22 protein-coding genes and 1 tRNA gene are annotated in these 22,297 nt (G+C 60.9%); 13 read left to right on the forward strand and 10 right to left on the reverse strand.

Going from position 1 to position 22,297, the window contains the following annotated elements; translation table 11 throughout:
- Positions 1-115: 115 nt before the first annotated feature.
- Entirely contained in the window at positions 116-1,906 is a 1,791-nt protein-coding gene (locus V5N12_RS14915; protein WP_332899967.1) for an ATP-binding protein, read from the forward strand.
- Positions 1,907-1,948: 42 nt separating this feature from the next.
- A complete protein-coding gene (locus tag V5N12_RS14920) occupies positions 1,949-2,377 on the forward strand; it encodes a universal stress protein (protein WP_332899968.1) in 429 nt (142 codons plus the stop codon).
- Positions 2,378-2,387: 10 nt separating this feature from the next.
- Here V5N12_RS14920 and V5N12_RS14925 read toward each other — a convergent pair whose 3' ends face one another.
- The 3 genes from V5N12_RS14925 to V5N12_RS14935 form a co-directional block, all read right to left on the reverse strand.
- Positions 2,388-2,852, reverse strand: coding sequence for an ester cyclase (locus tag V5N12_RS14925; protein WP_332899969.1), 465 nt, complete (start codon positions 2,850-2,852; stop codon positions 2,388-2,390).
- Between the two features lie 143 nt (positions 2,853-2,995).
- Complete coding sequence (locus V5N12_RS14930) at positions 2,996-3,430, reverse strand: hypothetical protein (protein WP_332899970.1); 435 nt, start codon at positions 3,428-3,430, stop codon at positions 2,996-2,998.
- A 198-nt stretch (positions 3,431-3,628) separates the two neighbouring features.
- The gene (locus V5N12_RS14935; protein WP_332899971.1) at positions 3,629-4,732 is read right to left on the reverse strand and encodes a KaiC domain-containing protein; all 1,104 of its coding nucleotides are present in this window, start codon (positions 4,730-4,732) and stop codon (positions 3,629-3,631) included.
- A 111-nt stretch (positions 4,733-4,843) separates the two neighbouring features.
- Here V5N12_RS14935 and V5N12_RS14940 point away from each other — a divergent pair, with 111 nt between their 5' ends.
- Together V5N12_RS14940 and mptA are read left to right on the forward strand one after the other, a co-directional pair.
- Positions 4,844-5,668 (forward strand): NAD(+)/NADH kinase, encoded by an 825-nt coding sequence (locus V5N12_RS14940; protein ID WP_332899972.1) that lies wholly within the window; start codon positions 4,844-4,846, stop codon positions 5,666-5,668.
- A gap of 50 nt (positions 5,669-5,718) precedes the next feature.
- Complete coding sequence (gene mptA, locus V5N12_RS14945; RefSeq protein ID WP_332899973.1) at positions 5,719-6,648, forward strand: GTP cyclohydrolase MptA; 930 nt, start codon at positions 5,719-5,721, stop codon at positions 6,646-6,648.
- Position 6,649: 1 nt separating this feature from the next.
- On the opposite strand, the gene V5N12_RS14950 is transcribed toward mptA, so the two are convergent.
- Positions 6,650-7,276, reverse strand: a complete 627-nt coding sequence (locus V5N12_RS14950) for a universal stress protein (RefSeq protein WP_332899974.1) — start codon at positions 7,274-7,276, stop codon at positions 6,650-6,652.
- A gap of 160 nt (positions 7,277-7,436) precedes the next feature.
- On the opposite strand from V5N12_RS14950, the gene V5N12_RS14955 reads away from it, so the two are divergent.
- On the forward strand, positions 7,437-7,658 hold the full coding sequence (locus V5N12_RS14955; protein WP_332899975.1) for a DUF7511 domain-containing protein: 222 nt from the start codon (positions 7,437-7,439) through the stop codon (positions 7,656-7,658).
- A gap of 11 nt (positions 7,659-7,669) precedes the next feature.
- Here the strand turns inward: V5N12_RS14955 and V5N12_RS14960 are convergent, their stop codons facing one another.
- Together V5N12_RS14960 and V5N12_RS14965 are read right to left on the reverse strand one after the other, a co-directional pair.
- Positions 7,670-8,473 carry a TrmB family transcriptional regulator gene (locus tag V5N12_RS14960; protein WP_332899976.1) on the reverse strand — a complete coding sequence of 268 codons (804 nt, stop codon included), beginning with the start codon at positions 8,471-8,473 and terminating at the stop codon, positions 7,670-7,672.
- A gap of 44 nt (positions 8,474-8,517) precedes the next feature.
- Complete coding sequence (locus tag V5N12_RS14965; RefSeq protein ID WP_332899977.1) at positions 8,518-10,149, reverse strand: DUF255 domain-containing protein; 1,632 nt, start codon at positions 10,147-10,149, stop codon at positions 8,518-8,520.
- Between the two features lie 76 nt (positions 10,150-10,225).
- Between V5N12_RS14965 and V5N12_RS14970 the strand changes: the two genes are divergently transcribed.
- The 7 genes from V5N12_RS14970 (at position 10,226) to V5N12_RS15000 (ending at position 14,148) form a co-directional block, all read left to right on the forward strand.
- Entirely contained in the window at positions 10,226-10,756 is a 531-nt protein-coding gene (locus V5N12_RS14970; protein ID WP_332899978.1) for an FxsA family protein, read from the forward strand.
- A gap of 58 nt (positions 10,757-10,814) precedes the next feature.
- Positions 10,815-10,888: transfer RNA gene (locus V5N12_RS14975), tRNA-Ile, on the forward strand.
- A 383-nt stretch (positions 10,889-11,271) separates the two neighbouring features.
- A complete protein-coding gene (locus V5N12_RS14980) occupies positions 11,272-11,592 on the forward strand; it encodes a cupin domain-containing protein (protein WP_332899979.1) in 321 nt (106 codons plus the stop codon).
- A 38-nt stretch (positions 11,593-11,630) separates the two neighbouring features.
- A complete protein-coding gene (locus V5N12_RS14985) occupies positions 11,631-11,828 on the forward strand; it encodes a hypothetical protein (RefSeq protein WP_332899980.1) in 198 nt (65 codons plus the stop codon).
- 40 nt (positions 11,829-11,868) lie between these two features.
- The gene (locus tag V5N12_RS14990; RefSeq protein ID WP_332899981.1) at positions 11,869-12,306 is read left to right on the forward strand and encodes a universal stress protein; all 438 of its coding nucleotides are present in this window, start codon (positions 11,869-11,871) and stop codon (positions 12,304-12,306) included.
- Positions 12,303-12,776 (forward strand): pyridoxamine 5'-phosphate oxidase family protein, encoded by a 474-nt coding sequence (locus tag V5N12_RS14995; RefSeq protein WP_332899982.1) that lies wholly within the window; start codon positions 12,303-12,305, stop codon positions 12,774-12,776. Before V5N12_RS14990 ends, V5N12_RS14995 begins: the two co-directional genes overlap by 4 nt.
- A gap of 76 nt (positions 12,777-12,852) precedes the next feature.
- Entirely contained in the window at positions 12,853-14,148 is a 1,296-nt protein-coding gene (locus tag V5N12_RS15000; protein ID WP_332899983.1) for a hemolysin family protein, read from the forward strand.
- A 97-nt stretch (positions 14,149-14,245) separates the two neighbouring features.
- Here the strand turns inward: V5N12_RS15000 and V5N12_RS15005 are convergent, their stop codons facing one another.
- The 4 genes from V5N12_RS15005 to V5N12_RS15020 form a co-directional block, all read right to left on the reverse strand.
- Positions 14,246-15,934, reverse strand: a complete 1,689-nt coding sequence (locus V5N12_RS15005; protein WP_332899984.1) for an asparagine synthase-related protein — start codon at positions 15,932-15,934, stop codon at positions 14,246-14,248.
- A 28-nt stretch (positions 15,935-15,962) separates the two neighbouring features.
- Complete coding sequence (glmS, locus tag V5N12_RS15010) at positions 15,963-17,780, reverse strand: glutamine--fructose-6-phosphate transaminase (isomerizing) (protein WP_332899985.1); 1,818 nt, start codon at positions 17,778-17,780, stop codon at positions 15,963-15,965.
- Positions 17,781-18,090: 310 nt separating this feature from the next.
- Positions 18,091-19,482: a helix-turn-helix transcriptional regulator gene (locus tag V5N12_RS15015; RefSeq protein ID WP_332899986.1), complete on the reverse strand. Its 1,392-nt coding sequence runs from the start codon at positions 19,480-19,482 to the stop codon at positions 18,091-18,093.
- Between the two features lie 409 nt (positions 19,483-19,891).
- Positions 19,892-20,530 (reverse strand): DUF7344 domain-containing protein, encoded by a 639-nt coding sequence (locus V5N12_RS15020; RefSeq protein ID WP_332899987.1) that lies wholly within the window; start codon positions 20,528-20,530, stop codon positions 19,892-19,894.
- 416 nt (positions 20,531-20,946) lie between these two features.
- Here V5N12_RS15020 and V5N12_RS15025 point away from each other — a divergent pair, with 416 nt between their 5' ends.
- Positions 20,947-22,296, forward strand: coding sequence for a nucleotide sugar dehydrogenase (locus V5N12_RS15025; RefSeq protein WP_332899988.1), 1,350 nt, complete (start codon positions 20,947-20,949; stop codon positions 22,294-22,296).
- Position 22,297: the final 1 nt, after the last annotated feature.

Consider the following 22,297-nt stretch of genomic DNA (forward strand, 5'->3'; position numbering starts at 1 on the left):
TATACGGTTGGCTGTACATCTAGAAAATAACGAATTGGATTTTTGAATAGTTACCACGGCACACAGTCGGGACGCGGTGGGAAACGGATTTGTGGGAATGGTGTGATGGGGGCATATGACCGACCTCGGTGACTTCAACGAGTTCGACCCCGACGACGGGGACGTTGAAGCAACGACCGCGACGGAGAGCGATTTTGAGGCCGTGACCGTAGACGGCGTGGGGGCAGACCGCGGCATCGGCACACTCGCCGTCTCCGCGGGCCTCTCGATTGGCGAAGACCGCGACGAGACGTGCCTGAGAGCCTACGTGACGGCGAAAAACCGCTCTGACGTGCGCATCGGGAAGTATCTCCTCATCTCCTACCCCGACGGCGAGAGCCTCTTTTGTCGGATTACGACCCTCGAATACGCCCAGGAGTACTACACCGACGACGCCACCGAGATTCACGCCCGCCGCGCGATGCGTTCGACTGGCATCGACGAACACGACTACAAGTTCATGGCCTCGCTCGAACCCATCGCCGTGCTCTACGAGGACGACGGCGAGTTAAAGCGGCGAATGACCGACCGCGTGCCGAAGCCGGAAACCGTCGTGCGCGAGGCCACCGACCAGACCGAAATCAAGACGGGACTCAAAATCCCGGAAGAGGGTGTTTTCCTCGGCCACCTCTCGGTCGGTGGCGAGAAGGTCCGGACGGGCGCACAGCCGCCGACTATCGACTACCGCGTCAAGGACAACTACGAGTCGGGTGACCCGCTCGTGTTCCGCCACACGCTGATTGCGGGCGGGACAGGGTCGGGGAAGACCCACAGCGCGAAAAACGTGCTCCGTCAGTATCTGAGCGAGGCGCGCACCTACCCAGTCGAAGCCGGGAGTGCGCAAGAACGCCGGATGGCCGTCGTCCAGTTCGACCCGCAAGACGAGTACGCCCAGATGCACGACGACAACCCGGAGATGACGACGGAGTTCGCCCGGCGGTGTGAACGCGAGAACATTGCCCACGGCGGCCACGAGGACACCATCGCGTTCATCCCGAAGGTCGAAGGGTCGAGTTACGCCGCAGACCACCACCGCGCAGAGCAAGTCGAGTTCACCATCCCCTTCTCGCTCGTGCGAAACAACCGCTGGCTCGTCGCAGGCGGGAGCTTAAACGACAACCAGTACAACGCCCTCGACTTCCTCTTAGACCGTTACTTCCGAACCGGCTCTACGCACACCTATCGCGGCTTCCTCTCGTTCCTCGACGACCCGGCGCTGCGCGAGGAGTTAGACGAAAGCGGGCGCGTCCACGAGGCAACCTTCGACGCCGTCCACCGCCGGGTGCGCTCGTCTGCGTTCAACAGCGTGTTCGATCAGGACGCAGAACCGATTACCGAGCAGATTCACCGCCTCGTGCGGGCAGGCGGCCTCACGGTGATTCCGACCTACCACGTCACCAACAGCCGGGCGACGGAGGTCATCGTCCTCGCAGTGGCGAGCCTGCTCATCGACCAGAAGCTCTCGAACGACCCGATGTTCGACCGCATCAAGGAGACACCGCTCGTCGTTGGGATGGACGAGGCGCACAACTTCCTCGCGGACGCAGAGAGTGCCCAAGCGCGCAAGGTGATCGGCAAGTTCACCGAAGCCGCAAAACAGGGGCGCAAAGAGCGCCTTGGGCTGTTTCTCATCACCCAAGACCCACAGGACATCGCCGAACCGGTGTTCAAGCAGGTGAACACGAAAATCGTGCTGAATCTCGGTGACGTAGACGCCATCAAGAGCGTGAACATCCCCGCGAATTTAGAGAAGAAAGTGCCCTACATGGAGAAAGGCCAGATGGTGATTTACTCGCCGGACAACTCTGAGCCGGTCGAGTTGATTGGCCTTTCGAAATGTCTCACCCGGCACGGCCGGGGCGCGTAGGGGTAACGAGTCTTTTTGACGGCTGGGGACGTATCAGATGCTATGGGAAAGCGCCTGCTGATTCCGATGGACGGCTCAGAGCAAGCTGTCCACGCGCTGCAATTCGGGCTCAAAGAGTTCCCGAGTTCGGACATCACCATCCTCCACGTCATCAACCCGATGGACACCGGCTTTAGCCCACAGGCGTCGCTCCCCGGCTACGCAGAGGAGTGGTACAAACAAGCAGAAGAGACCGCAGACGAGATATTCGCGGAGGCAGACGACATCGCCGCCGAGTTCGACCGCGGGGTCGATGCCGACCAAGTCGTCGGGCGGCCCGCCCGCGAAATCGTCACCTACGCGAAAGAACACGACATCGACCAAATCGTCATGGGCAGCCACGGACGGACCGGTGTCTCGCGTATCCTTCTCGGGAGCGTCGCAGAGAGCGTCGTCAAGCGGTCGCCGATTCCGGTGACTGTGGTTCGCTAAAAAGGGGGAGTTACATCCCGATTTTCTGCAGGTCGTCCGGGAGGACGCCGAGCTGTTGGGCGTAGTTCAAGCTGTCGTCGATGACCCAGAACTCCGCGAGTTTGCCGTCTTTGATGCGGTGGAACGCCACGCCAGACGAGCGGTAGTGCTTGCCGGTCGGGTCGATGCCCGCGAGTTCGCCACGGGTGAGTTCGCCGTTAAAGGTTCCCTCTTCCATGAATCGAAGGACGACGACGTCGTCTTCTGCGATGAGTTCTTTGGCTTCGACGGTGAAGTCGGGGAAGGCCGTCCGCCACGCTTCGATGTGTTTCCTGAAGCCGTCCGGCCCGGTAGCGACCGTGTTGCCGTCGTCATCGAGGACGCGGATGTCGTCGTGGGCGAGTTGTGAAAGCGACTCGAAGTTCCCCTCGTTCCAGCACTCTTTGAGCGTGCGCTCTACGATTTGTTTGTTCTCTGTGGCTGTTGAAATTGCCATATTGTCCCTCCGACCGTCTCCACGGCGTGCCACATCCGCAGAGACGTATAGGAGAGTTCGTCGGCTGAGACGATAGCCGTAATTCAGGGGTTTGGGAGGGTCACAGCGGTTGTCGCAAGCGGTTCTTGGAGACGGATGTGTCGTCACTCAAGTGTCGAGGAGTTTCGTTCGAACAGTCGGCTCCGTCCCGCCAGTTCGAGCCGGGCAAGCAAAACACCCACAACCAACGGAAGCGGCCAGAGCGTGATGTAGAAATAGAGCGGTTGCGGCGCTGTCCCCCATACAGTATTACCCAGTGAGAGGACGTACTGCCATTGCCTGACCGTCGCCCACGCAAAAATCGTCGTAATGCCCACCGTGGGCGTGTAGAGTCGAGGCACGAGGAGGGTGTACGTTGCAAAACCACCGACGAGCGTCAAACCGGGGAGTGTCCACAGAATGAACAGGTCGAACACGGGCGTGTAGATGCCAAGGGCTGACCGAATCCAGAGGACACCGATGGCGTGAACGATACCGACGAGACCTGCAATTCCAATGAACCGACGGTTTTCGGACGATCCATGCAGGACAGTGAGCATACAGAGAATTGTCGGTGTGTTAATAAATAGATAGTCACACAAGCAGTATGGATACTAAAAACTGGAGGGAGTTTTCGCTGTGCGGTTGCAGTCTCCCTCCACCAGTGCACCCGGAAACGCCGTCGGCGTTTCCGGCCTTTTTCATGGAAGTTTTTGCCAGCGGGGGTCGCGGATGCGACCCCCCGCAGCAAAAAGTTCCTAGAAGATATTCGCCTGCTGGTACACGCTAAGACCGGTGCCCGTAATCTCGTAGGGTTTGGTCTCCCGGGAGTGGTTCGCATTGCGGATTTTCTGGATTTCGACGGCCAGTCTGGTTTCACGGAAGTCGGAGGGCCGGACGTACTGCAGGATGAACACGGCGTCGGTGAGGTATTCGACGATGCCGTGGCGCGAGGCGTAAGGGTTGTCGTCGCTGGCTTCGCTCGTGAGCATCGTCGTGATACCGGCGTGCTTGAGCGCGCGGGTGAAGTTGAAAATCTCGGTGCGGCGCTTTGCCTGCTGGTCGTACATCATTTCGAGCAGCGAGACGGAGTCAAGGACGAACCGCGAGGCACCGAACTCGGAGATGAGTTCGGGGAGTTCAGACCGGATGTTGTCGAGGCTGTTTGCCATCTCGACGGGGTCTAAGTCGATGACGGCGAGTTGGCCGGTTTCGACGTACGTATCGAAGTCGTAGCCCTTCTCGACGGCGGTGTTGATCACCTGCTCGCGGCTTTCTTCTAAGGTGATGTAGATGGCCTTTTCGTCGTTTTCGAGGCCGTGGTGGAGAAACTGGAGGGCGAAAGTGGTTTTACCCGTCCCGGCGCTCCCGATGGCGACCATCAGCGAGCTTTCGGGAACCCCGCCTTGAATCATGTCGTCTAAGCCGAGAATCCCGATGTCGATGCGCGGGATGTCCGAGTCGATGTCGTCGTCTTCGAAATCTGTGCCACCCGAGCCACCGGGAGCGGTTCCGAAGGCGCTCGCAAAGTCGTCGTCGAACAGCGAGTCGTCGCCAAGCCCGAACGAATCGTCACCGCCCATGCCGAAGTCGGCGTCGCTGCCCATCCCGAAGTCATCGCTATCCAACCCGAACTCGCCGTCGGCGCTCTCGGTCAGGTTGAAGCCATCTGCGTCGTCAACCCCAAACGAGTCGGTTGCGGGAGGGGCGTCTTCGGGTGACGGGTCGTCTTGTTCGTCGGGTGTATCGTCTGTGGTGGTCGATTCGGTGGCTTCGTTCGCGTCTGTGTCGGCTGCATCAGCAGAGAGGCCGCGTTCGAACCAGTCGTCATCCGCAGACTCAGGCTGTTCGTCGTCGCTCACGAACACCACCTCATGACTGGCCGCTGAGACATACGCTGACCTCGCGCCGATGCCTGATTAATGTTGCCCGAACGTGGGCAGATTTTTACACCGCCGGACGAATCGCCTCACATGAGAGTCGGTATCGTCGGCCAGCGCGGAAACCCACGGGCAGCGTCGCTCACCGACGAGATTCGAGAGAGCCTCCTCGCTGAGGGCGTCGGCGTTTGGGTTGACAAGGAGATGGCCACAGCCCTCGACATAGAGGGTCACGACATTCCGTCGATGAACGAGTGCGACCTCGTCGTGAGCATTGGCGGTGACGGCACGTTCCTGTTCGCCGCCCGCGGTGCCGAAGCCACGCCTGTCATGGGTGTGAACCTTGGAGAGGTGGGCTTTCTCAACGCGGTTTCGCCGGAGGAAGCAGTCGAGGCCGTGTCGAAAGAAGTCGCACACCTGCGCGAAGCAGGCGAGATACGCACCCGGTCGATTCCCCGCCTGCAAGCCGAGGGAGAGGGGTGGTCGCTCCCGCCCGCGCTCAACGAAATCGTCGTCCAAGGCGACCAACGCGGCCACGGACAAGGCCTCAGCATCGAAGTTCGAGTCGATGGCGCGCTGTACTCGGGCGGGCACGCAGACGGCGTGCTCATCGCCACGCCAACGGGGTCTACGGCGTACAACCTGAGCGAGGGTGGCCCGCTCGTCCATCCGTCTGTTCGGAGCCTCGTCGTGACCGAGATGTGTGCCACCGAGTCGATGCCGCCGCTCGTGGCGGACGTCGAAAGCGAGGTCGTGATTCGCGTCGCGGATGCGGACACCGCCGTCGTCATCAGCGACGGTCGGACGAAAGAGTACGTCACCCCGCCCGCAGAGATTCGGGTGTCGGTGGCAGAGAGTCCGATGCACGTCGCAGGGCCGCCACTCGATTTCTTCAAGGCACTCGGCAAGCTCGACTGAGATGTCACCTATCGTAACCCATAATCGCGCGCGGGTTCTTACTGCGGACAATGGCCCATCAACTGCCTGACGTACAGGCGACAAGCCCGGACGTCACCGTGGGGCTGAATCGCGTTGGCGTTACTGGCGTCGAGAAACTCGTCAAACTCGCTCGGAAAGACAAGCGGCCAATCGTCCTGATGGCCAATTTCTCCGTGTTCGTAGACCTCCCGAGCTGGCGGAAAGGCGCGGATATGTCTCGCAACATGGAGGTGATAGACGAGGTGCTAGAACAGGCCGTGAGCGAACCGGCCTACCGCGTCGAAGACGTGTGCGGCGACGCCGCAGAGCGCCTGCTCAAGAAGCATAAGTACACGAGTCGCGCCGAGGTGCATATGGAGGCCGAGCTCGTCATCCGTGACCGCACGCCTGCGAGCGACTTAGAGACCCAGAGCACCATCGACATCATCGCCTCTGCGGAGGCGACAGAAGAAGGTACCTTCGAAGAAATCGGCGCGCGCGTCGTCGGCATGACGGTGTGTCCGTGCTCCCAAGGCATGTCTGAATCGCGCGCCCGCGACACGCTCGAACAGCTTTCCGTGGACGAAGACACCATCGACGCCTTCCTCGAAAAAGTTCCACAACCGGGCCACTCCCAGCGCGGACACGCCACGCTGACCGTCAAATGCCGCGACGCGCCGAAAGTAGACCTCATGGACATCGTCGAGGTGGCGCGCGATTCGATGAGCGCGCGCATCTATAACCTCGCAAAGCGCCCGGACGAAGACCACATGACCTACGAGGCACACGCGGACGCGAAGTTCGTCGAAGACTGCGTGCGGGCAATGGCAGAAGACGTGGTCGAACGGTTCGACCAACTCCCCGACACGACGGTCGTCACGATGAAACAGTCGAACGACGAGTCCATCCACCAGCACAACGCCCACGCAGAACGGGTCGCAGAGATGGGCAGCCTCCGCGCAGAAGTAAACGGCGACTAAGTTAGCGAATTTTTGCGACTCTGGCGTTGCCCGAGGTGGCGTCGATGTGGACGTTGAACGTGTCGCCATCGCTTTCTGCCCGCACGATCCACGTGCTGCTCTCTTGGTAGGGTGTCTCGGGTACCGTGGTGAGGGCGATTCCTTCGCGTTCGAGGGCGTCTCGCGCCACCTCGATGGCCTCGTCGCCGGTGGTCACGGCCTTGTTCGGACGCATGAGTTTCACGGTCAGCACGGGCGTGTTTCCGGTGCGGATGACGCGCTCGGTCACGCTGCCAAGGAGATAGCGGTCGAACCCGCGTCGTCCGTGGGTCCCCATGACGATGAGGTCGGCGTCGATTTTGTCCGCGTAGGCGAGGATTTCTGCGTGCGGTGCCCCGCGAAGGACCGCCGTTGTGACTGCAACGTCTCGCTCTGCGGCGAGCCCGGCGACGCGCTCGGTCGCGGCCTCGGCTTCGTCTTCAAGCGACGAGAGCACCTGTTCTACGTTGCGCGCTGGAATGTCCGCATCGTCTACGACAAAGCAGGTGTAGAGTTCCCCACCGCTGAGCACCGCAAGGTCAAGGGCGTATTCGACAACCCGAGTCGTGAGTGGGCTGCCGTCTGTGGGAACGAGAATTCGGTCATACATAACACTCACAGAGAAGCAGGCAGCGGACAAAACACAGGGAGACGATTCTCAGGCCGTAAGAATACGGGTAAACAGTTACGTTCTCAGAGAGTGACTATCAATATAGTTGTCATTCGGTGGGCCGCAGATGCGAGCAGTTCCGGAGGACACGGGGGAGACAATGACGAAATCACAACCGAAAGAGAACACGCACGCTGCAGGGGAGGGTGCGCTGTTACCGGCGACCGGTATCGAATTCGAACTACAATCCGTGCTCGTGCGGTACCAGCACGCACCGGACGAACTAACCGTGTTTCCGCGGGACAGAAGCGAGGCAGACGTGTACACGACGTGGATTACGGCGAGCGAAGGGTCGTACGTCGACCTGAGCGAGATGTGCTGAGTCTCGTCGCCTCAAAACGAGAGGGGGCGTGCAGTCTCCCAACGGGGGGAGAACTCATTCGTGATACCGGTTGCGAAGCTCCGGTCTTTTAAATCTATCATCGCAAAGATTTCTTCGGTGTCGAGCGGATGGGGAACCTCGATGACGACTTCCGTGCCGTCGATGACGTTGAACGTCCCGCTCACGTCGTCGCTCGTCCGCACCTCGAAGTCGGGGTGCGAAGAGAGCGTTGCGGCGTAGTGGTCGCCTACGGATTCGGGCAGGAGGTCGACCAGCTCGGGGCGCATCAACACCTTGACCGAAACGCCGCGGTCGAGGGCGTTTTGGAGCTGTTCTGCGACGAGCGCCCCGATTTCTCCGATGTCGAACTGCTGGCCGAGCGTCGAGGCGACGATGATGATGGTGTCGTCTGCGGCCGCGAGGCGTTCGAGCAGCAGGTCAATCGTCTGCGTCGGCCCGACCGCCGCCGTCCAGAACGTTTCTTCGACGGGCTCTGCGGCATCAAGTTCGTGGGCGAGTTCGTCGACGATGTCCTCGTACTGGTCTTTTTTCTGGTCGAGTTCGCGCTTTTTGTCATCGAGGAGTCGGTCGAGCGCGGTGGTCGGTTCGACGGCGACGTACTTTTTCGGGCGACTCGCGCTCTGGCTGCGCACGAGGTTGTACGTCTCGATGCTGTTCAGAATGTCGTAGATGCGACCCATCGGCACGTCGCTCGCCCGCGACAGTTCCTTTGCCGTGGTCGGACCGGTCTGCAAGAGCGCGCGATACGCCCGCGCTTCGTACTCAGACAGCCCCAAATCTCTCAGGCTCGCCATATACACCCTGTTTTGGCGGGAGGGGGTATAAACGAAGGGGCAGTTTACTCTTCGTCAGTCTGTTCAGTGGCCGTCACGGTGGCTAGCAACTCATCGGGGGTTTCGACAGTGTGGCGCTCGCCGTCGATGGTCACACGCGCCGTCCCCGGTGCAACATCACTCTCGGGGATAACGATTTTCTCGTGGTCGGGGAGTTGGAGTGCGGCGAGGTGCAGTGGCGAACCAACTGCGCCGACGGAGACGGTGAGCGGTGCGTCGGTGAGCCGAGCAGCCGTCGTCGCGTAGCCGGCGACCTGCACGTTCATGCGGTCTGCCGCCCCCGCGAACGCCTCGATGGCTTCCCGAGCGACGGTTCGGTAGGTGTCGTTGTCGGTGAGGAGTGCGAGGTCGAGCAGCGCGTCTGCGAACTCGGCGTTCGCGTCGAGCGGGCGAAGCGGCAGCGAGAGCAAGCCAAGACCGTCCGTCGGCCCATCGAGGAACGAGGTGCCGTCGCGGCGGTGTTCGATGGTGTAGTCCGCGACGGTGCGGGCGAGCGATTCGTACTCGCCGAGCACCTGCATCGCCGTAGTGAGCGCGTCGAGGACGCGCGCCTGGTCTGCGAGCAGGCCACTCTCGCTTTCCTCGCCGTCGAAATGAGCGACTGCGCCGTTGTCTGCGATGAGGGTGTCAGAGAGGTAGCGAAGCGCGCGCTCGGCAAACGCCTTTGACTGCTCGTGGCCCGTCGCGGCGTAGAGCGTGAGCAGGGCGTCGATGGCGAGGCCGTTCCAGTCGGCAAACGCCGTCTCGTCAACCTGTGGCTCGTCGGCGTTCGCGCGGTCTTCGAGTGGCAGGCCGTAGTACTCGTCATCCGGGCGCTGGCTTCCGGCAAAGGCCTCGCCGTTCCAGAGTGTCGTCGTGAGGAACTTAGCCGAGGTTTTGGCCGTCTCCTTGTACTCCTCGTGGCCGGTGTAGCGGTAGGCAGTGGCGAAAGTGCGCACGAGGGCGGCGTTCACGTCGAGGACTTTCTCGCGGTGGGGATTAGACCAGTCTGCGTCCGCTGCAAAGCGGAAGAAGCCGCCGTCGAAGTCGTCGTAGAGGTGCGACTGGATGGCGTCTAAGGTGCGGATGGCCTGCTGTTGTTCGCGCTTTAACGCGAACTCGATGGTGCGTGCGAGCGGGAATTTTGGTGCGTCGCCCCAGCCGCCGTGTTCGGTATCGAACTCACCGGCGAGTTGGGCGAACAGTTCGCCTTCGATGGTTGGAGAAAGCGGTGCCTGCGGCGTGTCTGCGTCCTGTAGCGCCCGGGGGACGCGACCGGCCGAGGTGCCCTTGCTGTCCCACGCGCGGCGCACGCTGTCGAGCACTTGGCGCATGCCGCCTTGGGCAAGGAATCCGGCTCCAGAGATGAGTTTGCCCTCCGGGGTGAGGAACACGGTCGAGGGAAAGCCGCCCATGTTGTAGCGGTCGCGGATGCGCGGGTGGCGGTCTACGTCCACGCGCATCGGCACGAAACCGTCGTTCAGGTGGGCGGCGATGCGCGGCTCTGCGTAGGTCTCTGCGTCCATCTCGTGGCACCAGTCACACCACGTCGCCGAGAGGGCGAGCAGGAGGGGCTTTTTCGCCTCCTCGGCCTCTGTGAAGGCCGCGTCGCCCCACTCGCGCCACTCGACCAGCGTCTCGACTGCAGGGTCGTCCATGCGCGGGCCTTGGGAAGGGTCGGGCAAAGGGGTTCTCATCCGCAAGTATTTCACGCTGCCACCGTTATGCCAACCCATGTTGCTGCGGATTGCAGCCGTCTTGCTGCTGATTCCCGTGCTCGACGCGATGCTACTGGTGGTTCTCGCCGGAGAAATCGGTGGCGTCGCAACCGTCGCGCTGGTCGTCCTCACCGCGCTCATCGGGATGCTCCTCGTGCGCGCCGAGGGCCGCCACACGCTCAGAAAGATAACCACCAAGCTCGAACGCGGCGAACCGCCGACCAACGAGCTGTTAGACGGCGGCCTCCTGCTCGTCGCGGGCGCGCTGTTGCTCACCCCCGGCATCGTCACCGACCTCGTGGGCTTCATCTTCATCATCCCGATTACGCGCATCCCGATTCGGATGGCCGTCAAACGCTGGTTCGTGACGCCGTACCTCGACAAGCGCATGGACGGCTTCGTCACCGGGAACGTCTACACCGCTGGCTTCCCGAACGAAGACGACTTCGACGGCTCCGACGACGACACCGTGGACGTAGACGGGTTCACCGTCGAGCGCGAGGACGACGATGACCGGCGCTCCTCGGGAAGTCACGACGCCCCATAGGGCTGGAGAAAAGAAACGCTTAAACACAACACCGCGCAACGATAAAATGCGCCAACCTGGGCCAATAGCTCAGTCAGGTTGAGCGCTCGGCTGATAACCGGGAGGTCCGCGGTTCAAATCCGCGTTGGCCCACTACGGGCGACATTCGTCGCCATGGTGGTTGGGCCGCAAACTCCCCAGCCACCTAACTTTCGGATACTACAATTTCGGTGAGTGGAAACGTCGTCAAATCGGACGACAGAGTGCGACAATCCCGTCTATTCTGAACACCTATCTCCGCGAGAAAAACACCGCAAGTCCCACCAGTAACAACCCTATTCCCCACCAGAGCGAGTCACCCGGAAGTACCACGAGAAGGAGCGTCACAATGCCCGAAGAGATGAGTGACCAGCCAATCGTCGTTTGATACGACATAGGCCGTCAAGTGTCGCCAGCGCCATCCCTATTTGGCTTGTGTGTGCAAGGTCGTCTCACGCCCGCTTTATCGCGTTTCCAGCCGTAGCGTTCTAGGACACATGCCAATCGTCAAAGCCGAAGACGCGAGAGCCGAATCGTTCCGGGGAACCAACTTCGAAGTGCTCGCGGTTGGCGAGAACTCGATGGTCACGAAGATGCACTTCGAGAAGGGGACGGACGTGCCGACCCACAGCCACGAGAGCGAGCAGAGCGGCTACGTCGTTTCTGGAAAGTACCGCCTCACGTTCGGTGAGTACGACGAGGTGCTCGAACCCGGTGACAGCTACTCGATTCCCGGCAACGTCGAGCACACCTACAAGGTGTTCGAATCGGGTATCGTCATCGACGTGTTTTCGCCACCCCGTGCGGACTACGTCTGACCAAAACCTACGAATACCAACCCGTCTTACACTCGCGTATGGCTTCAGGAACGTTTGGCTGGGTGGTCTGGGCGCTGCTTCTCGTCCTCTCTGTGGCGTTCATCTGGGAGGATGCGGTCGTGTGGCTACGGCAGGGCACCGTCCCCGGAATCGAATTTTTCCTCGTGGGACTCGTGAGCCTCGGGCTGTTGTTCGTGTTGCTCCGCGAGATGCCCCGGCCGGTAAAGCGTCGGTAGGGTGGGCGACGGCTATAGTGGTCGGCGTCGTACATGACGTATGGCAATCACCTCAATTCTCGTCCCGACGGACGGCTCACCCATGGCCGAACGGGCGCTTCGCCACGCGGTAGAGGAGTATCCCGACGCCGCAATCACCGTGTTTCACGTCCTCGATTTCCGCGGGAGCGACAGCTATCCCGGCGGCTGGGGTGAAGCACCCGGGACGTGGGAGGAGTGGCTGGAACACGCCCGCGAGGAGGAGCAGGCGCTGTTCGAGCAGGTGCGGGCGGTTGCCGCGGAGTACGACCACGACATCGAGACGGATTCGATCGTCGGCCAGACGACGCGAGCGATTCTCGACTACGTCGAAACCCACGACTTCGACCTCGTGGTGATGGGCAGCCACGGGCGCACGGGCGTGTCGCGCATCCTTCTCGGCAGCGTCGCAGAGACAGTCACCCGGCGGTCGCCAACACCCGTGGTGGTCGTCAGGTGACCACGGTTTCTGGGGCGTGGTCGGAAGCTGAGATTGCGGCATTCCTCGCTGAGATAGTCGTTCCTGTCCGGCTCGCGTGTACCACGCCCGGCGGCGCACTGTGGATGCTCTCGCTGTGGTTTCAGTATGAGGAAGGGAGCTTCTGGTGTGCGACCGGGAGAGACGCCGACGTGGTTCGCTACCTCAACTCGTCGCCCGAGGTCGCCTTCGAGGTGTCCACGAACGACCCACCCTATCGCGGCGTGCGCGGCCGGGGCGTGGCGACGATTACGCCGGATACAGAAAAATCACTGCTCACCGACCTCTTAGTGCGGTATCTCGGTGGCACCGAGTCGTCACTCGCCCGGAAGCTACTCAGCGCAGCCCGCGAAGAGGTGCGCATCGAAATCGTCCCGGAAAAACTCTATTCATGGGACTACAGCGAGCGCATGGCCGATGCAGTGGACGCACAGTCGGAGAACTCGACGTGAAATCGACTCCGCATCGAGTCAGATAGAAAACAAGTAGGTGAACTGTGTTTTTACCTGCTCCGGACGAACCCGAACTATGGTCGTCATTACTGCGCTCACACTCGCAGGCCTCTTCGCAATTGTTGTGTTGGTGCTTGCAAGCGCATTCTTTTCGTCTGCGGAGATTGCTATCTTTTCGCTCGAAGACCACAAGGTCGAAGCCGAGGACGGAGCGCCTCCCGGCGACGAGGATACCCGAAAACGCACACTCAAGCAGTTGCGAGACAATCCACACCGGCTCCTTGTGACGATTCTCGTCGGAAACAACGTCGTCAACATCGCCACTGCGAGCGTGGCGACAGGGCTGTTGGTCACGTTTCTCCCGGCGGGGTCTGCGATTACCGTCTCCACCATCCTCGTGAGCTTCGTAGTCCTCGTGTTCGGGGAGATTACGCCGAAGTCCTACGCCATCACGAACGCCGAATCGTGGTCGCTCCGGGTGTCTCGTCCGCTTGCCACACTGCAAAAACTGCTCTACCCCGTCGTCGTCAGCCTCGAAATGCTGACGAGCGCTATCGCTACCCTCGTCGGCGGGAGTACGGAGTACGAATCGCCCGCAGTGACGCGAGAAGAAATCACTGCACTCGTCCGGTCTGCCGGTCGTGCGGGCGTTCTCGACAGCGATGAACAACAGATGATTCAGCGAATTTTCCGGTTTTCGAGCATCACGGCCCGCGAGGTGATGGTGCCGCGTATCGAGGTCTTGAGCGTCCCGCTCGACACCTCGTGTGCGGACGTCGTTTCGCTCTGTGCGACCGAGCGGGTGACGCGCGTGCCCGTGTACGCGGACACCATCGACCACATCACCGGCTACGTTGACCTCCGCGACGTGGTCGGAAACCAAGACGAGGGAACGCCGCTTTCGACCTTCGTCAGACCCGTTCTGCACGTCTTCGAGGCGCGAGAGATAGACGAAGTGCTCACCGACCTCCAAGACGAGCGACTGGAATTAGCCGTCGTCATCGACGAGTTCGGAACGACGGCGGGCTTGCTCACCGCAGAGGATATCGTTGAAGAAATCGTCGGTGAAATCTTCGACGCAGGCGAAGAGCAAGCAATCGCCACCCTTCACCGCGGGTCGGTCACGGCACGCGGCGACGCGAAAATCGAAGACGTAAATCACGCCCTCGACGCACAGCTTCCGACCGAAGACGGGTTAGAGACGATTGCGGCGTTCATCTACAACGAGTTGGGCAGACCCGCAGAATCGGGTGAGATACTCACCTACGACGGCCTCCGAGTGACGGTTGGGGCAGTCGAAAACAACCGCATCCTCCGCGTCAGAGTCGAACGAATAGCGACGGATGGGGAGCGCACGCAGACGCCGGAGTGAGGCAGAGAGACACAGCAAGACACGGACACGCCACTCGAGCGAATCGCTCTGACGATGCCGAACACAATGCGAGACGAGCGAAGGAACTGATCGAAAATCAGACGCGCGGCGGGGCGATGACCTCTTCTGGGGTCAGCTGGGATTCACTGGTCGAAAGCCGCATCCACCGGCTGATGTCGTTGATGCGGAGTTTCATCCGCACGGGCAGCGAGTGCACCGACGTGTAGCCGGGGAACAGCTTCTGGTCTAAGTTGTACCGGTCGTAGACGACGCGGCGGTCTGGCCACGGGTTGCCTGCGGCTTCGAGGCCGGGGACGACCCGCCGGAGGAACGTCTCGACTTCGTTCAACTGCGAGGAGTCGTGTGGGCGGTCTGGTGGCCGGTGTTTCAGCATGTCCGGGTCGAGTTTGCGCAGCGCCTTCAAGTACGTCTGCTCGTTACGGTGTTCCGGCGGCGTCTTCAAGTGCCACTCGATGAGTTCCTTGTCGGCGGCGATGAAGGCGTCCAGATAGTTCGACGCGAGGTGCGTGTGGAACGCCTGAGTCGGCATCGCGCGGACGGTGAACAGTTCGATAGCGTCGTACACCGACTCACAGCGGTCGGTAAAGCGGCCGAACTCGGAGCGAATCTGCTCGCGGATGAACGTTGAGGCGTCGTTTGCGTCCACCGACGCGCTTGTGAGGTCTAAGCTCTCGTTGCTGCTGAACATCCCGAGCGTCGTTGCGAGGTGCTCGATGGGGTCTGGTTCGGGGTCGAGGCGCTCGCGCGGGACGGTTTTCCCGAGGATTTCGATACCGTCGCGGGGCAGGAAGTGCCCGCGCAGGAGGGTGTCGAACAGCAGGCCGTGGAACAGCGTATCGACCTGCATCTCGTCGTCATAGCCGCCGTGGTGGATGTGGAGCGACTCTTTGACGCCGTTGGTGTGCTTGATGACCTCGTCGCCGGTGTTCAGGTACTTGTCGTCGGTTTCGAGCACCGAGTGAGACGCGTCGTACTGGTCTGCGAGGCGTTTTGCCACCTCAACTTCGGGCGTCCCTGTCGTGCCGATGGTGAACGTCTCGTCGATTTCGGGCAGTTGCGAGAGGATACACCGCGAGTCGTAGCCCGCACTCAACAGGAGGCCTTTGCGGCCGGGCAGGTGCGAGCGCCGCCGAATCGCGCGCTGGAGGCGGCGGGCGAGTTCCTCCGCGTAGTCGAACTCCTCTGGCTCGTAGACGAATCGACGCAGGGTGTCGGTGCCCGTCTCGGTGAGGTAGCCGTCGAAGGGCACCCGCCGGAGCTGGTCGAAGACGGTGCGACCGTCTAAGACGAAGCCGAGATGGAGGAACTCATAGAGGGATTTCTGGGTGACTTCGGGCGTCTGGATGGGGCGGGCGACCTGCGAGGCGTCGGTGCCGAACACGCGCTTGCCGGGGGCGTCCGTGTAGAACACTTCCCACGAGCGAATGGTGTCAACGGCGATTTTCGCCTCGCCGTCGTGTTCGATGAGGATGACCGACGAGCCGTTGTTCTCGCCGAAGGCCTCGTCGCCGTCTTCCTTGTACCGCTCGAACAGCCACTCGGCTGGCGGCTTCGTAACCGGGTTTGGTGGGAACACTTCCCCCCAGATGACACAGAGGCCGTCGTCACCGTTGTAGATGGATGTCCGGCCGTCGATGCCGAGGCCGATGTCTCTGACACCGACGGTGACGACGTCGCCACTCAACACGCGGTCGAACTCGTATTCCGAGCGATAGCGCGTGAAGTCGTCCCGGTCACCGAACACACCGAATAGTTCTTTTTTCATTGTAGTCCCTCCTGAGAGCTTTTGCTGATTACTCGACCGTGACGCTCTTTGCAAGGTTCCGTGGCTTGTCGATAGACCGCTCTAACGTTGCGGCCATGTGGTAGGACAGCAGTTGGAGATGGACGTTAGAGAGGAGCGCCGAGAGTTTCGGATGGGTGTCAGGTACGGCGAGGTGGGCGTCTGCGACCTCGATTTCGGCGCTTGGCTCCTTCCCAACGGTGATGACCGGCGCGCCTCGGGCGGCGGCCTCTTCTGCGTTCTGAATCGTCTTCTCGTCTTTCTCACCGGTAAGGATGGCGAACACCGGCGTTTTGTCTGTGACGAGCGCGAGCGGGCCGTGTTTGAGTTCGCCTGCGGCGAAGCCCTCTGCGTGCTCGTAGGTGATCTCCTTGAACTTGAGCGCGCCTTCTAACGCCGTTGGGTGGCCAAGGCCACGGCCGATGAAGAAGAACGACTCGTCGTCGACGTAGTCCGCCATGAGCTGTTCTGCGCGGGTGGTCTCTAACACCTGGTCGAGGTGGCGTGGGAGTTCTTCGATGCCGCGAAGCAGTTCCTTGCGATCTGCGGTTGGCTCGCCGCCGTCTACGTCTTCGAGGATGCGCTCTGCGAGGAGCGTGAGCGTGACGGCCTGCGAGGAGAACGTCTTGGTCGCGGCGACCCCAATCTCGGGGCCAGCGCGGATGAACAGCGCGTCGTCTGCCTCGCGGGCGGCCGACGAGCCGACGACGTTCGTCACGGCGAGCGTGCGGGCACCGCGCTCTTTGGCGAGGCGCAGCGCGCTCATCGTGTCTGCCGTCTCACCACTCTGGGTGACGGCGATGACGAGCGAGTCCTCCGTGAGGAGTTCTGACTGCCCGTTGTACTCGCTGCCGAGGAACGGCTGGGCGTGGACGCCGCCCTCTGAGAGCTGGTGTGCACCGTACATCGCAGCGTGGTACGAGGTGCCACACGCGACGAACTGGATGTGGTCTACGTCCGAGAACGCGCCTGCGGGGAAGTCTTCGAGCGTGACCTGCTCGTTTTCGACGTCCACGCGGCCTTTGATGGTCTTCGAGAGGGCCTCAGGCTGCGTGAAAATCTCCTTTTGCATGTAGTGGTCGTAGCCATCTTTCTCTGCGTCCTCTGCGTCCCAGTCGACCTCTTCTACGTCGCGCTCGATTGGGTTGCCTGCGAGGTCGGTTACTTCGACGCCGGCTTCGTTTACGATGACCACGTCGCCCTCTTCGACGAACATGACCTTGTCCGTGAAGTCGAGGAATGCCGGAACATCGCTCGCGATGTAGTACTCGCCGTCGTTGAGGCCGACGACGAGCGGCGAACCCTGTCGGGCGGTGTAAATCTTCTTTTCGCCCTCGGGGAGCATGGCGATGGCGTAGCTGCCTTCGAGTTTCCGAATGGTCTGGCGGAACGCTTCGTCCGTCGTGAGACCGTCTGCTTTGAACTCCTCGATGAGGTGCGGGATGACTTCCGTGTCCGTCTGGCTCGTGAACGTGTGCCCCTTCGCCTTCAGCTCGTTACGCAGGGCTTCGTAGTTCTCGATGATGCCGTTGTGGACAACGGCGATGTCGCCCGTGCAGTCTTCGTGGGGGTGGGCGTTGTCTTGGGTTGGCTCGCCGTGAGTCGACCAGCGGGTGTGGCCAATGCCGACGTTGCCGTTCGGGGCGTTGTTCCCGATGAGGTTCTTCAGTTCCGAAATCTCACCAGCTTCTTTGCGGATTTTGATGCCCGTGCCGTTCTGGATGGCAATCCCGGCTGAATCGTACCCGCGATACTCTAAGTTTTCGAGGCCGGTCAGGATGTCGTCGAATGCATCGTCGCTGCCGATGCGGGCAATAATGCCACACATTATCCGACCCTCCCATCATGGGCTCGGACACGTGGCTGTCTCGACTGGGCTGTAAGAAGCTGCGGTGAGACATCGACCGCAGTCGTGGCGGAGGTTGGCTGTCGATTCATGGATGAATTGGATGAGTTCATTTGCATGGTTGGGTGGGGCCAGTGGGCGACCCTTGAACTACCCTTCCGACTATGCCTCCCTTACTATACACCGGCTAAGCGGCCGTTTATTTATCATCTAAGCTTACCACTCGCGGGCGTGAAAGAGGCTATACATGAACAACGATGGTATTCAGGCCGCAAACAGTCTCCAAAAACAGTCAGTCTTCAAGCTGTGATTTTGCCGCCTCGGGTTCGTGGCCAGAGAGCGTGACGATGTTGCCCCGCCCGATGCGGAAGCGGCTGATAGCGCCGTTTTCTTCCATCTTCGAGAGTTCGCGGCTGACTTTTGCCTTCGACCAGCCAGACTCGTCGACGATGTCCGTCTGTTTCATCTGCCCGCCACGCTGGGTGAGCAGCTGATTGATGAACGTATCCGGCGGCACAAGGTCTGCATCCGGGATGGACGGTTCGGCCGCCTCCACAGGCTCTGGGTCGGAACCGGTGTCTGCGGCTTCTGTCGGAACTGCCCGACTGAACGCGTCTTTGGACGCGCCGACCGGAATCACTTCTTCGCGTTGCCACCATGCGAGGCCAGCGATGCCGCCTAGGCCAAGCAGCGTGCCGGTTCCGAGCAACCAGACTGTGAGGCCGTTGAGTGGGTCCGTCCCCCAGTCAACCTCGGTGCGGTCTGACAGCCCGTCGCCGTCGGTATCGGCGATGAGCAGGTTCGTCCCGAGTTTCGCTTCCACGCCGTCGGTGAGTCCATCGCTGTCGGTGTCTGCGTTGAGTGGGTCTGAATCGGTCTTGGCTTCAGTGGCGTCGTCAAGCCCGTCACTGTCGGTGTCAACCCGCGTTGGGTCGGTGCCGAGCGACTGCTCTTCGCCGTCGGTCAGCCCGTCATTGTCAGTATCTGGGTCAAGCGGGTCGGTGACCTCTAACTCCTCGCCGTCGGTGACGCCATCCCCGTCAGTGTCGGGGTTGAGCGGGTCCGTTCCGCGTTGGAGTTCGATGCCGTCGCGGGCACCGTCGTCGTCTGAATCGGCCTTGTTGGCGATGGTTTGGTACTGCGTGACCTCCTCGCCGTCGGTGAGGCCGTCTTGGTCCGTGTCAGAGGCGGTGTAGTCGAGGCCGAGGGTGACCTCTTTTTCGTTGGTCAGGCCGTCGTCGTCTTCATCGCCACCTCTCTGCATCACGTAAATCGGGATGGACTTGCTGTCGATGAGTTTGCGGTCGAACGACTGAATGTTGTACAAATCGATTTTCAGATCGTGTGGCCCCGTCTTCTGGCCATTGAGGTTCGCCACCGACAGCGACACGCTTCCTGCAGCGTTCTGTGTTGATTTGTCTCTGCAGGCGAGTTCGGTCGTCGTGCCGTTGGTAGATTCGACTTGTGATAGACAGATTCGATAGCTCTGGATGTCTTCGCTCGGTGTAAAGGTCACGTTAATCGTCTGTGCATCCGCTTGCCAGACGTACGTCGTGCCGTTTTTCGTTTCGACGATTCCCGCGCCAGTGTGCGTTACGTTCGTGATGCCAGCGGCAGCGTCTTGTTGGTTGGTCGTGGCAACAGCACTCCCGGCAACGCTAGAGAACAGAACAGCACAGGCCACAAAAAGCAGCACTACGTATCGCACTGACTCAGTTTTCATACCCGGGCTGCCCTCCAGCGAAACAGCCTGCCCGCAGGCCGTCTCGACGCGGCGTCACCAACGAAAACCCGGCGCTCTTGGCGAACGTCAGACCCGTTCCAGAGTGCCGTGAATAGTGGTTCATTGTGTTTGTAATCTCGTCCACGCAACGGTGAGTTTTGGCCCCTAAATGTACCGTCCCCACGGCGGAACCGTTTATTACTGGTTCAAAGGTGGTGAGAGGTTAATATATTTCGTCTGGAAGCCCCAACCGTCACAGATTACAGATGGTCTGTTTCTCGTATTAGTCTTTTGGAAAATATAAGGAAACACGAATGTAATGATTAGTAGATATGAAAACGAAGAAAGTCGGCGCGAAAACAGAGAGCAGTTACGGGATTCGGGCCATAACCGCCTGCCCCGCCGCACTCAGGGCGAACGCGGCGACGACGAGGACAACTATCGCAAACTGAGGAATAATCGAAGCCGGGATGAGGCCTGCAGAGGAGGCGAGCAGCGTGAGCGTGCTCAGCCCTGAGAGGCCGAGGTAGTAGTCGCTCCACTCGAACTCGTAGTCACCGAACGGTGCGGCGGACGACGTCGTTTCGACCGGTGCGGTGGTGTCTGCCTCGGCTTCGGCTGCGAGCTGGGGGATGTCGATGTACTCACAGAGGTCTGCGACGTGGGGCGTCGTCTCGATGAGGCCGCGACTCTGGTTGTAGTTGATGACACCTTCGTCGTCGAGCTTTGGGAGGTGGGTCTGGTAGAGGGCGATGTAGACGCGCTGGCGCTCGTCAGAGTGGAGTTGTTCGACCGTGGTGTCGTTCTCCCATGCTGCGACCTGCTCTGCCACATCTCGCATCTCGACGGTGCCCGTCTGCTCGTTCAGGTACGCAAGGGCCATCCGTCGACGTTCGTTCTGGAGGAGGTGGAACGTGTTGTCTTTCGAGAGGGGAGCAACGGTCTCTGTGGGGTCGCCGCCGAATTCCGGAGAGAGAGCGGCGTCAGAGTTCTGGGGTTGGGTGCTCATGGTTACTCCACTCTATCAGCGGTTCCAAGATAAAGGGGGTCGGTGTTTGCAGTAGGTTACGTCGTGTTTCAAGCGTTTAATTCGGTTGTAAAACCGTTGTTAAGCGTTCAAAACCCCAGAATTCGACATGGCCTGTTTTTAACCGGCAAATATTGCATTTATCGTGCGCAGGGATGGCTTACGGAGGGGCAAAGCCGCGGCATCCTCTCACACGGTCAGCGACTTAGCTGCCGTATAATAAGGAGGTTAGCCAGTTGAGCGAAGTACAGAGCCCGATTGCTGGGGACAACCCGGCACGGGAGATCGAGAACCATGAAAGCAAAACAAAAACTCCTGGCCATTGTCGGTGTGGTCGGAATCGTACTCGCGATGAAACGCCTCAGCTCGTCCGAAGAGCCAACCACGGAGGCCGCGGCATGAACTCCACAATTGACGACCTCGAGATTCAACAGTCGGCCGCAACCCAGAGTGCGGACGTCACAGAGGGAGCGACCATCGCCGTCGTCGGTCTTGGCTACGTTGGCCTCCCGCTCGCCGTCGCGTTCGACCGCGCGGGCCACTCCGTCATCGGCTTCGACATCAGCGAGCAGAAAGTCGAAACCCTGAACGGCGGGACGGACACCACCGGTGACCTCGGTGACGCCGCCATCGCAGCGAGCGAAGTCGCGTTCACGACCGACCCAACGGCCATCAACGAAGCCGAATACGTCACGATTGCCGTGCCAACGCCAATCGACGACCTGAAAAATCCGAATTTGGACTTCGTCGAGAGCGCCGCGCGCACCGTTGGCAAGCACATGTCCACCGGCACGACCGTCGTGCTCGAATCGACCGTCTACCCCGGTGCGACCCGCGACGTCGTGATTCCCGCCCTCGAAGACGAGTCCGGCCTGCGAAACGGCGAGGACTTCTTCGTCGGCTACTCCCCAGAGCGCGCAACCCCCGGCGACGAAGAACACGGCCTCGCGCAGGTTGTGAAAATCGTCTCCGGCCAGAACGACGCCGTCTGTGACGACCTCGCAGACCTCTACGGCACCGTCGTGGACGCAGGCATCCACAAGGCCCCGTCCATCGAGACCGCAGAGGCCGCAAAAGCCGTCGAGAACGTCCAGCGTGACATCAACATCGCACTCGTAAACGAGCTGGCGATGATCTTCGACAAGATCGGCATCGACACCCACGCGGTGCTCGAAGCCGCCGGGACGAAGTGGAACTTCCACGACTACCGCCCCGGCCTCGTCGGCGGCCACTGCATCCCCGTTGACCCGTTCTTCCTCGCCTACCGCGCAGAACAGGAGGGCGTCTCGCCCGACCTGACGCTCACGGGCCGCGAGGTCAACGAGCGCATGCCCGCTCACGTCGCAAACCAGACCATCAAGGCGTTAAACGAGAGCGGCAAAGTCCTCAAAGACAGCCGCATCCTCATCCTCGGCCTCTCCTATAAGCCGGACGTCGCGGACATCCGCACCTCGAAGGTCACGGAAATCATCGGTGCCTTAGACGAGTACCAAATCGACATCGTCGGATTCGACCCACACGCAGACTCGGCGGCGATGCGCGACGCCTTCGGCATCGACATTCAGGACGAACTCGACTTCACCGACATCGACGGTGTCCTCCTCACGACCGGTCACACGGCGTTCAAGGACATCGACCTCGGTGACATGGTCGGCCAGATGACCGGCACCCCCGTGGTCGTGGACGTGGACAACTTCTTCGACCCAGCGGATGCGGCTGACAAGGAGTTCACCTTCCGGAGGGTCTGAG

It is taken from the genome of Haladaptatus sp. CMSO5 (assembly GCF_036689885.1).
In the GTDB taxonomy this organism is placed as follows: domain Archaea; phylum Halobacteriota; class Halobacteria; order Halobacteriales; family Halococcaceae; genus QDMS2.

Coding starts and splice junctions, on each gene's coding strand:
- V5N12_RS14915 (WP_332899967.1), top strand. CDS start 116: ATGACCGACCTCGGTGACTTCAACGAGTTCGACCCCGACGACGGGGAC.
- V5N12_RS14920 (WP_332899968.1), top strand. CDS start 1,949: ATGGGAAAGCGCCTGCTGATTCCGATGGACGGCTCAGAGCAAGCTGTC.
- V5N12_RS14925 (WP_332899969.1), bottom strand. CDS start 2,852: ATGGCAATTTCAACAGCCACAGAGAACAAACAAATCGTAGAGCGCACG.
- V5N12_RS14930 (WP_332899970.1), bottom strand. CDS start 3,430: ATGCTCACTGTCCTGCATGGATCGTCCGAAAACCGTCGGTTCATTGGA.
- V5N12_RS14940 (WP_332899972.1), top strand. CDS start 4,844: ATGAGAGTCGGTATCGTCGGCCAGCGCGGAAACCCACGGGCAGCGTCG.
- mptA (WP_332899973.1), top strand. CDS start 5,719: ATGGCCCATCAACTGCCTGACGTACAGGCGACAAGCCCGGACGTCACC.
- V5N12_RS14950 (WP_332899974.1), bottom strand. CDS start 7,276: ATGTATGACCGAATTCTCGTTCCCACAGACGGCAGCCCACTCACGACT.
- V5N12_RS14955 (WP_332899975.1), top strand. CDS start 7,437: ATGACGAAATCACAACCGAAAGAGAACACGCACGCTGCAGGGGAGGGT.
- V5N12_RS14960 (WP_332899976.1), bottom strand. CDS start 8,473: ATGGCGAGCCTGAGAGATTTGGGGCTGTCTGAGTACGAAGCGCGGGCG.
- V5N12_RS14965 (WP_332899977.1), bottom strand. CDS start 10,149: ATGGACGACCCTGCAGTCGAGACGCTGGTCGAGTGGCGCGAGTGGGGC.
- V5N12_RS14970 (WP_332899978.1), top strand. CDS start 10,226: ATGTTGCTGCGGATTGCAGCCGTCTTGCTGCTGATTCCCGTGCTCGAC.
- V5N12_RS14980 (WP_332899979.1), top strand. CDS start 11,272: ATGCCAATCGTCAAAGCCGAAGACGCGAGAGCCGAATCGTTCCGGGGA.
- V5N12_RS14985 (WP_332899980.1), top strand. CDS start 11,631: ATGGCTTCAGGAACGTTTGGCTGGGTGGTCTGGGCGCTGCTTCTCGTC.
- V5N12_RS14990 (WP_332899981.1), top strand. CDS start 11,869: ATGGCAATCACCTCAATTCTCGTCCCGACGGACGGCTCACCCATGGCC.
- V5N12_RS15000 (WP_332899983.1), top strand. CDS start 12,853: ATGGTCGTCATTACTGCGCTCACACTCGCAGGCCTCTTCGCAATTGTT.
- V5N12_RS15005 (WP_332899984.1), bottom strand. CDS start 15,934: ATGAAAAAAGAACTATTCGGTGTGTTCGGTGACCGGGACGACTTCACG.
- glmS (WP_332899985.1), bottom strand. CDS start 17,780: ATGTGTGGCATTATTGCCCGCATCGGCAGCGACGATGCATTCGACGAC.
- V5N12_RS15020 (WP_332899987.1), bottom strand. CDS start 20,530: ATGAGCACCCAACCCCAGAACTCTGACGCCGCTCTCTCTCCGGAATTC.
- V5N12_RS15025 (WP_332899988.1), top strand. CDS start 20,947: ATGAACTCCACAATTGACGACCTCGAGATTCAACAGTCGGCCGCAACC.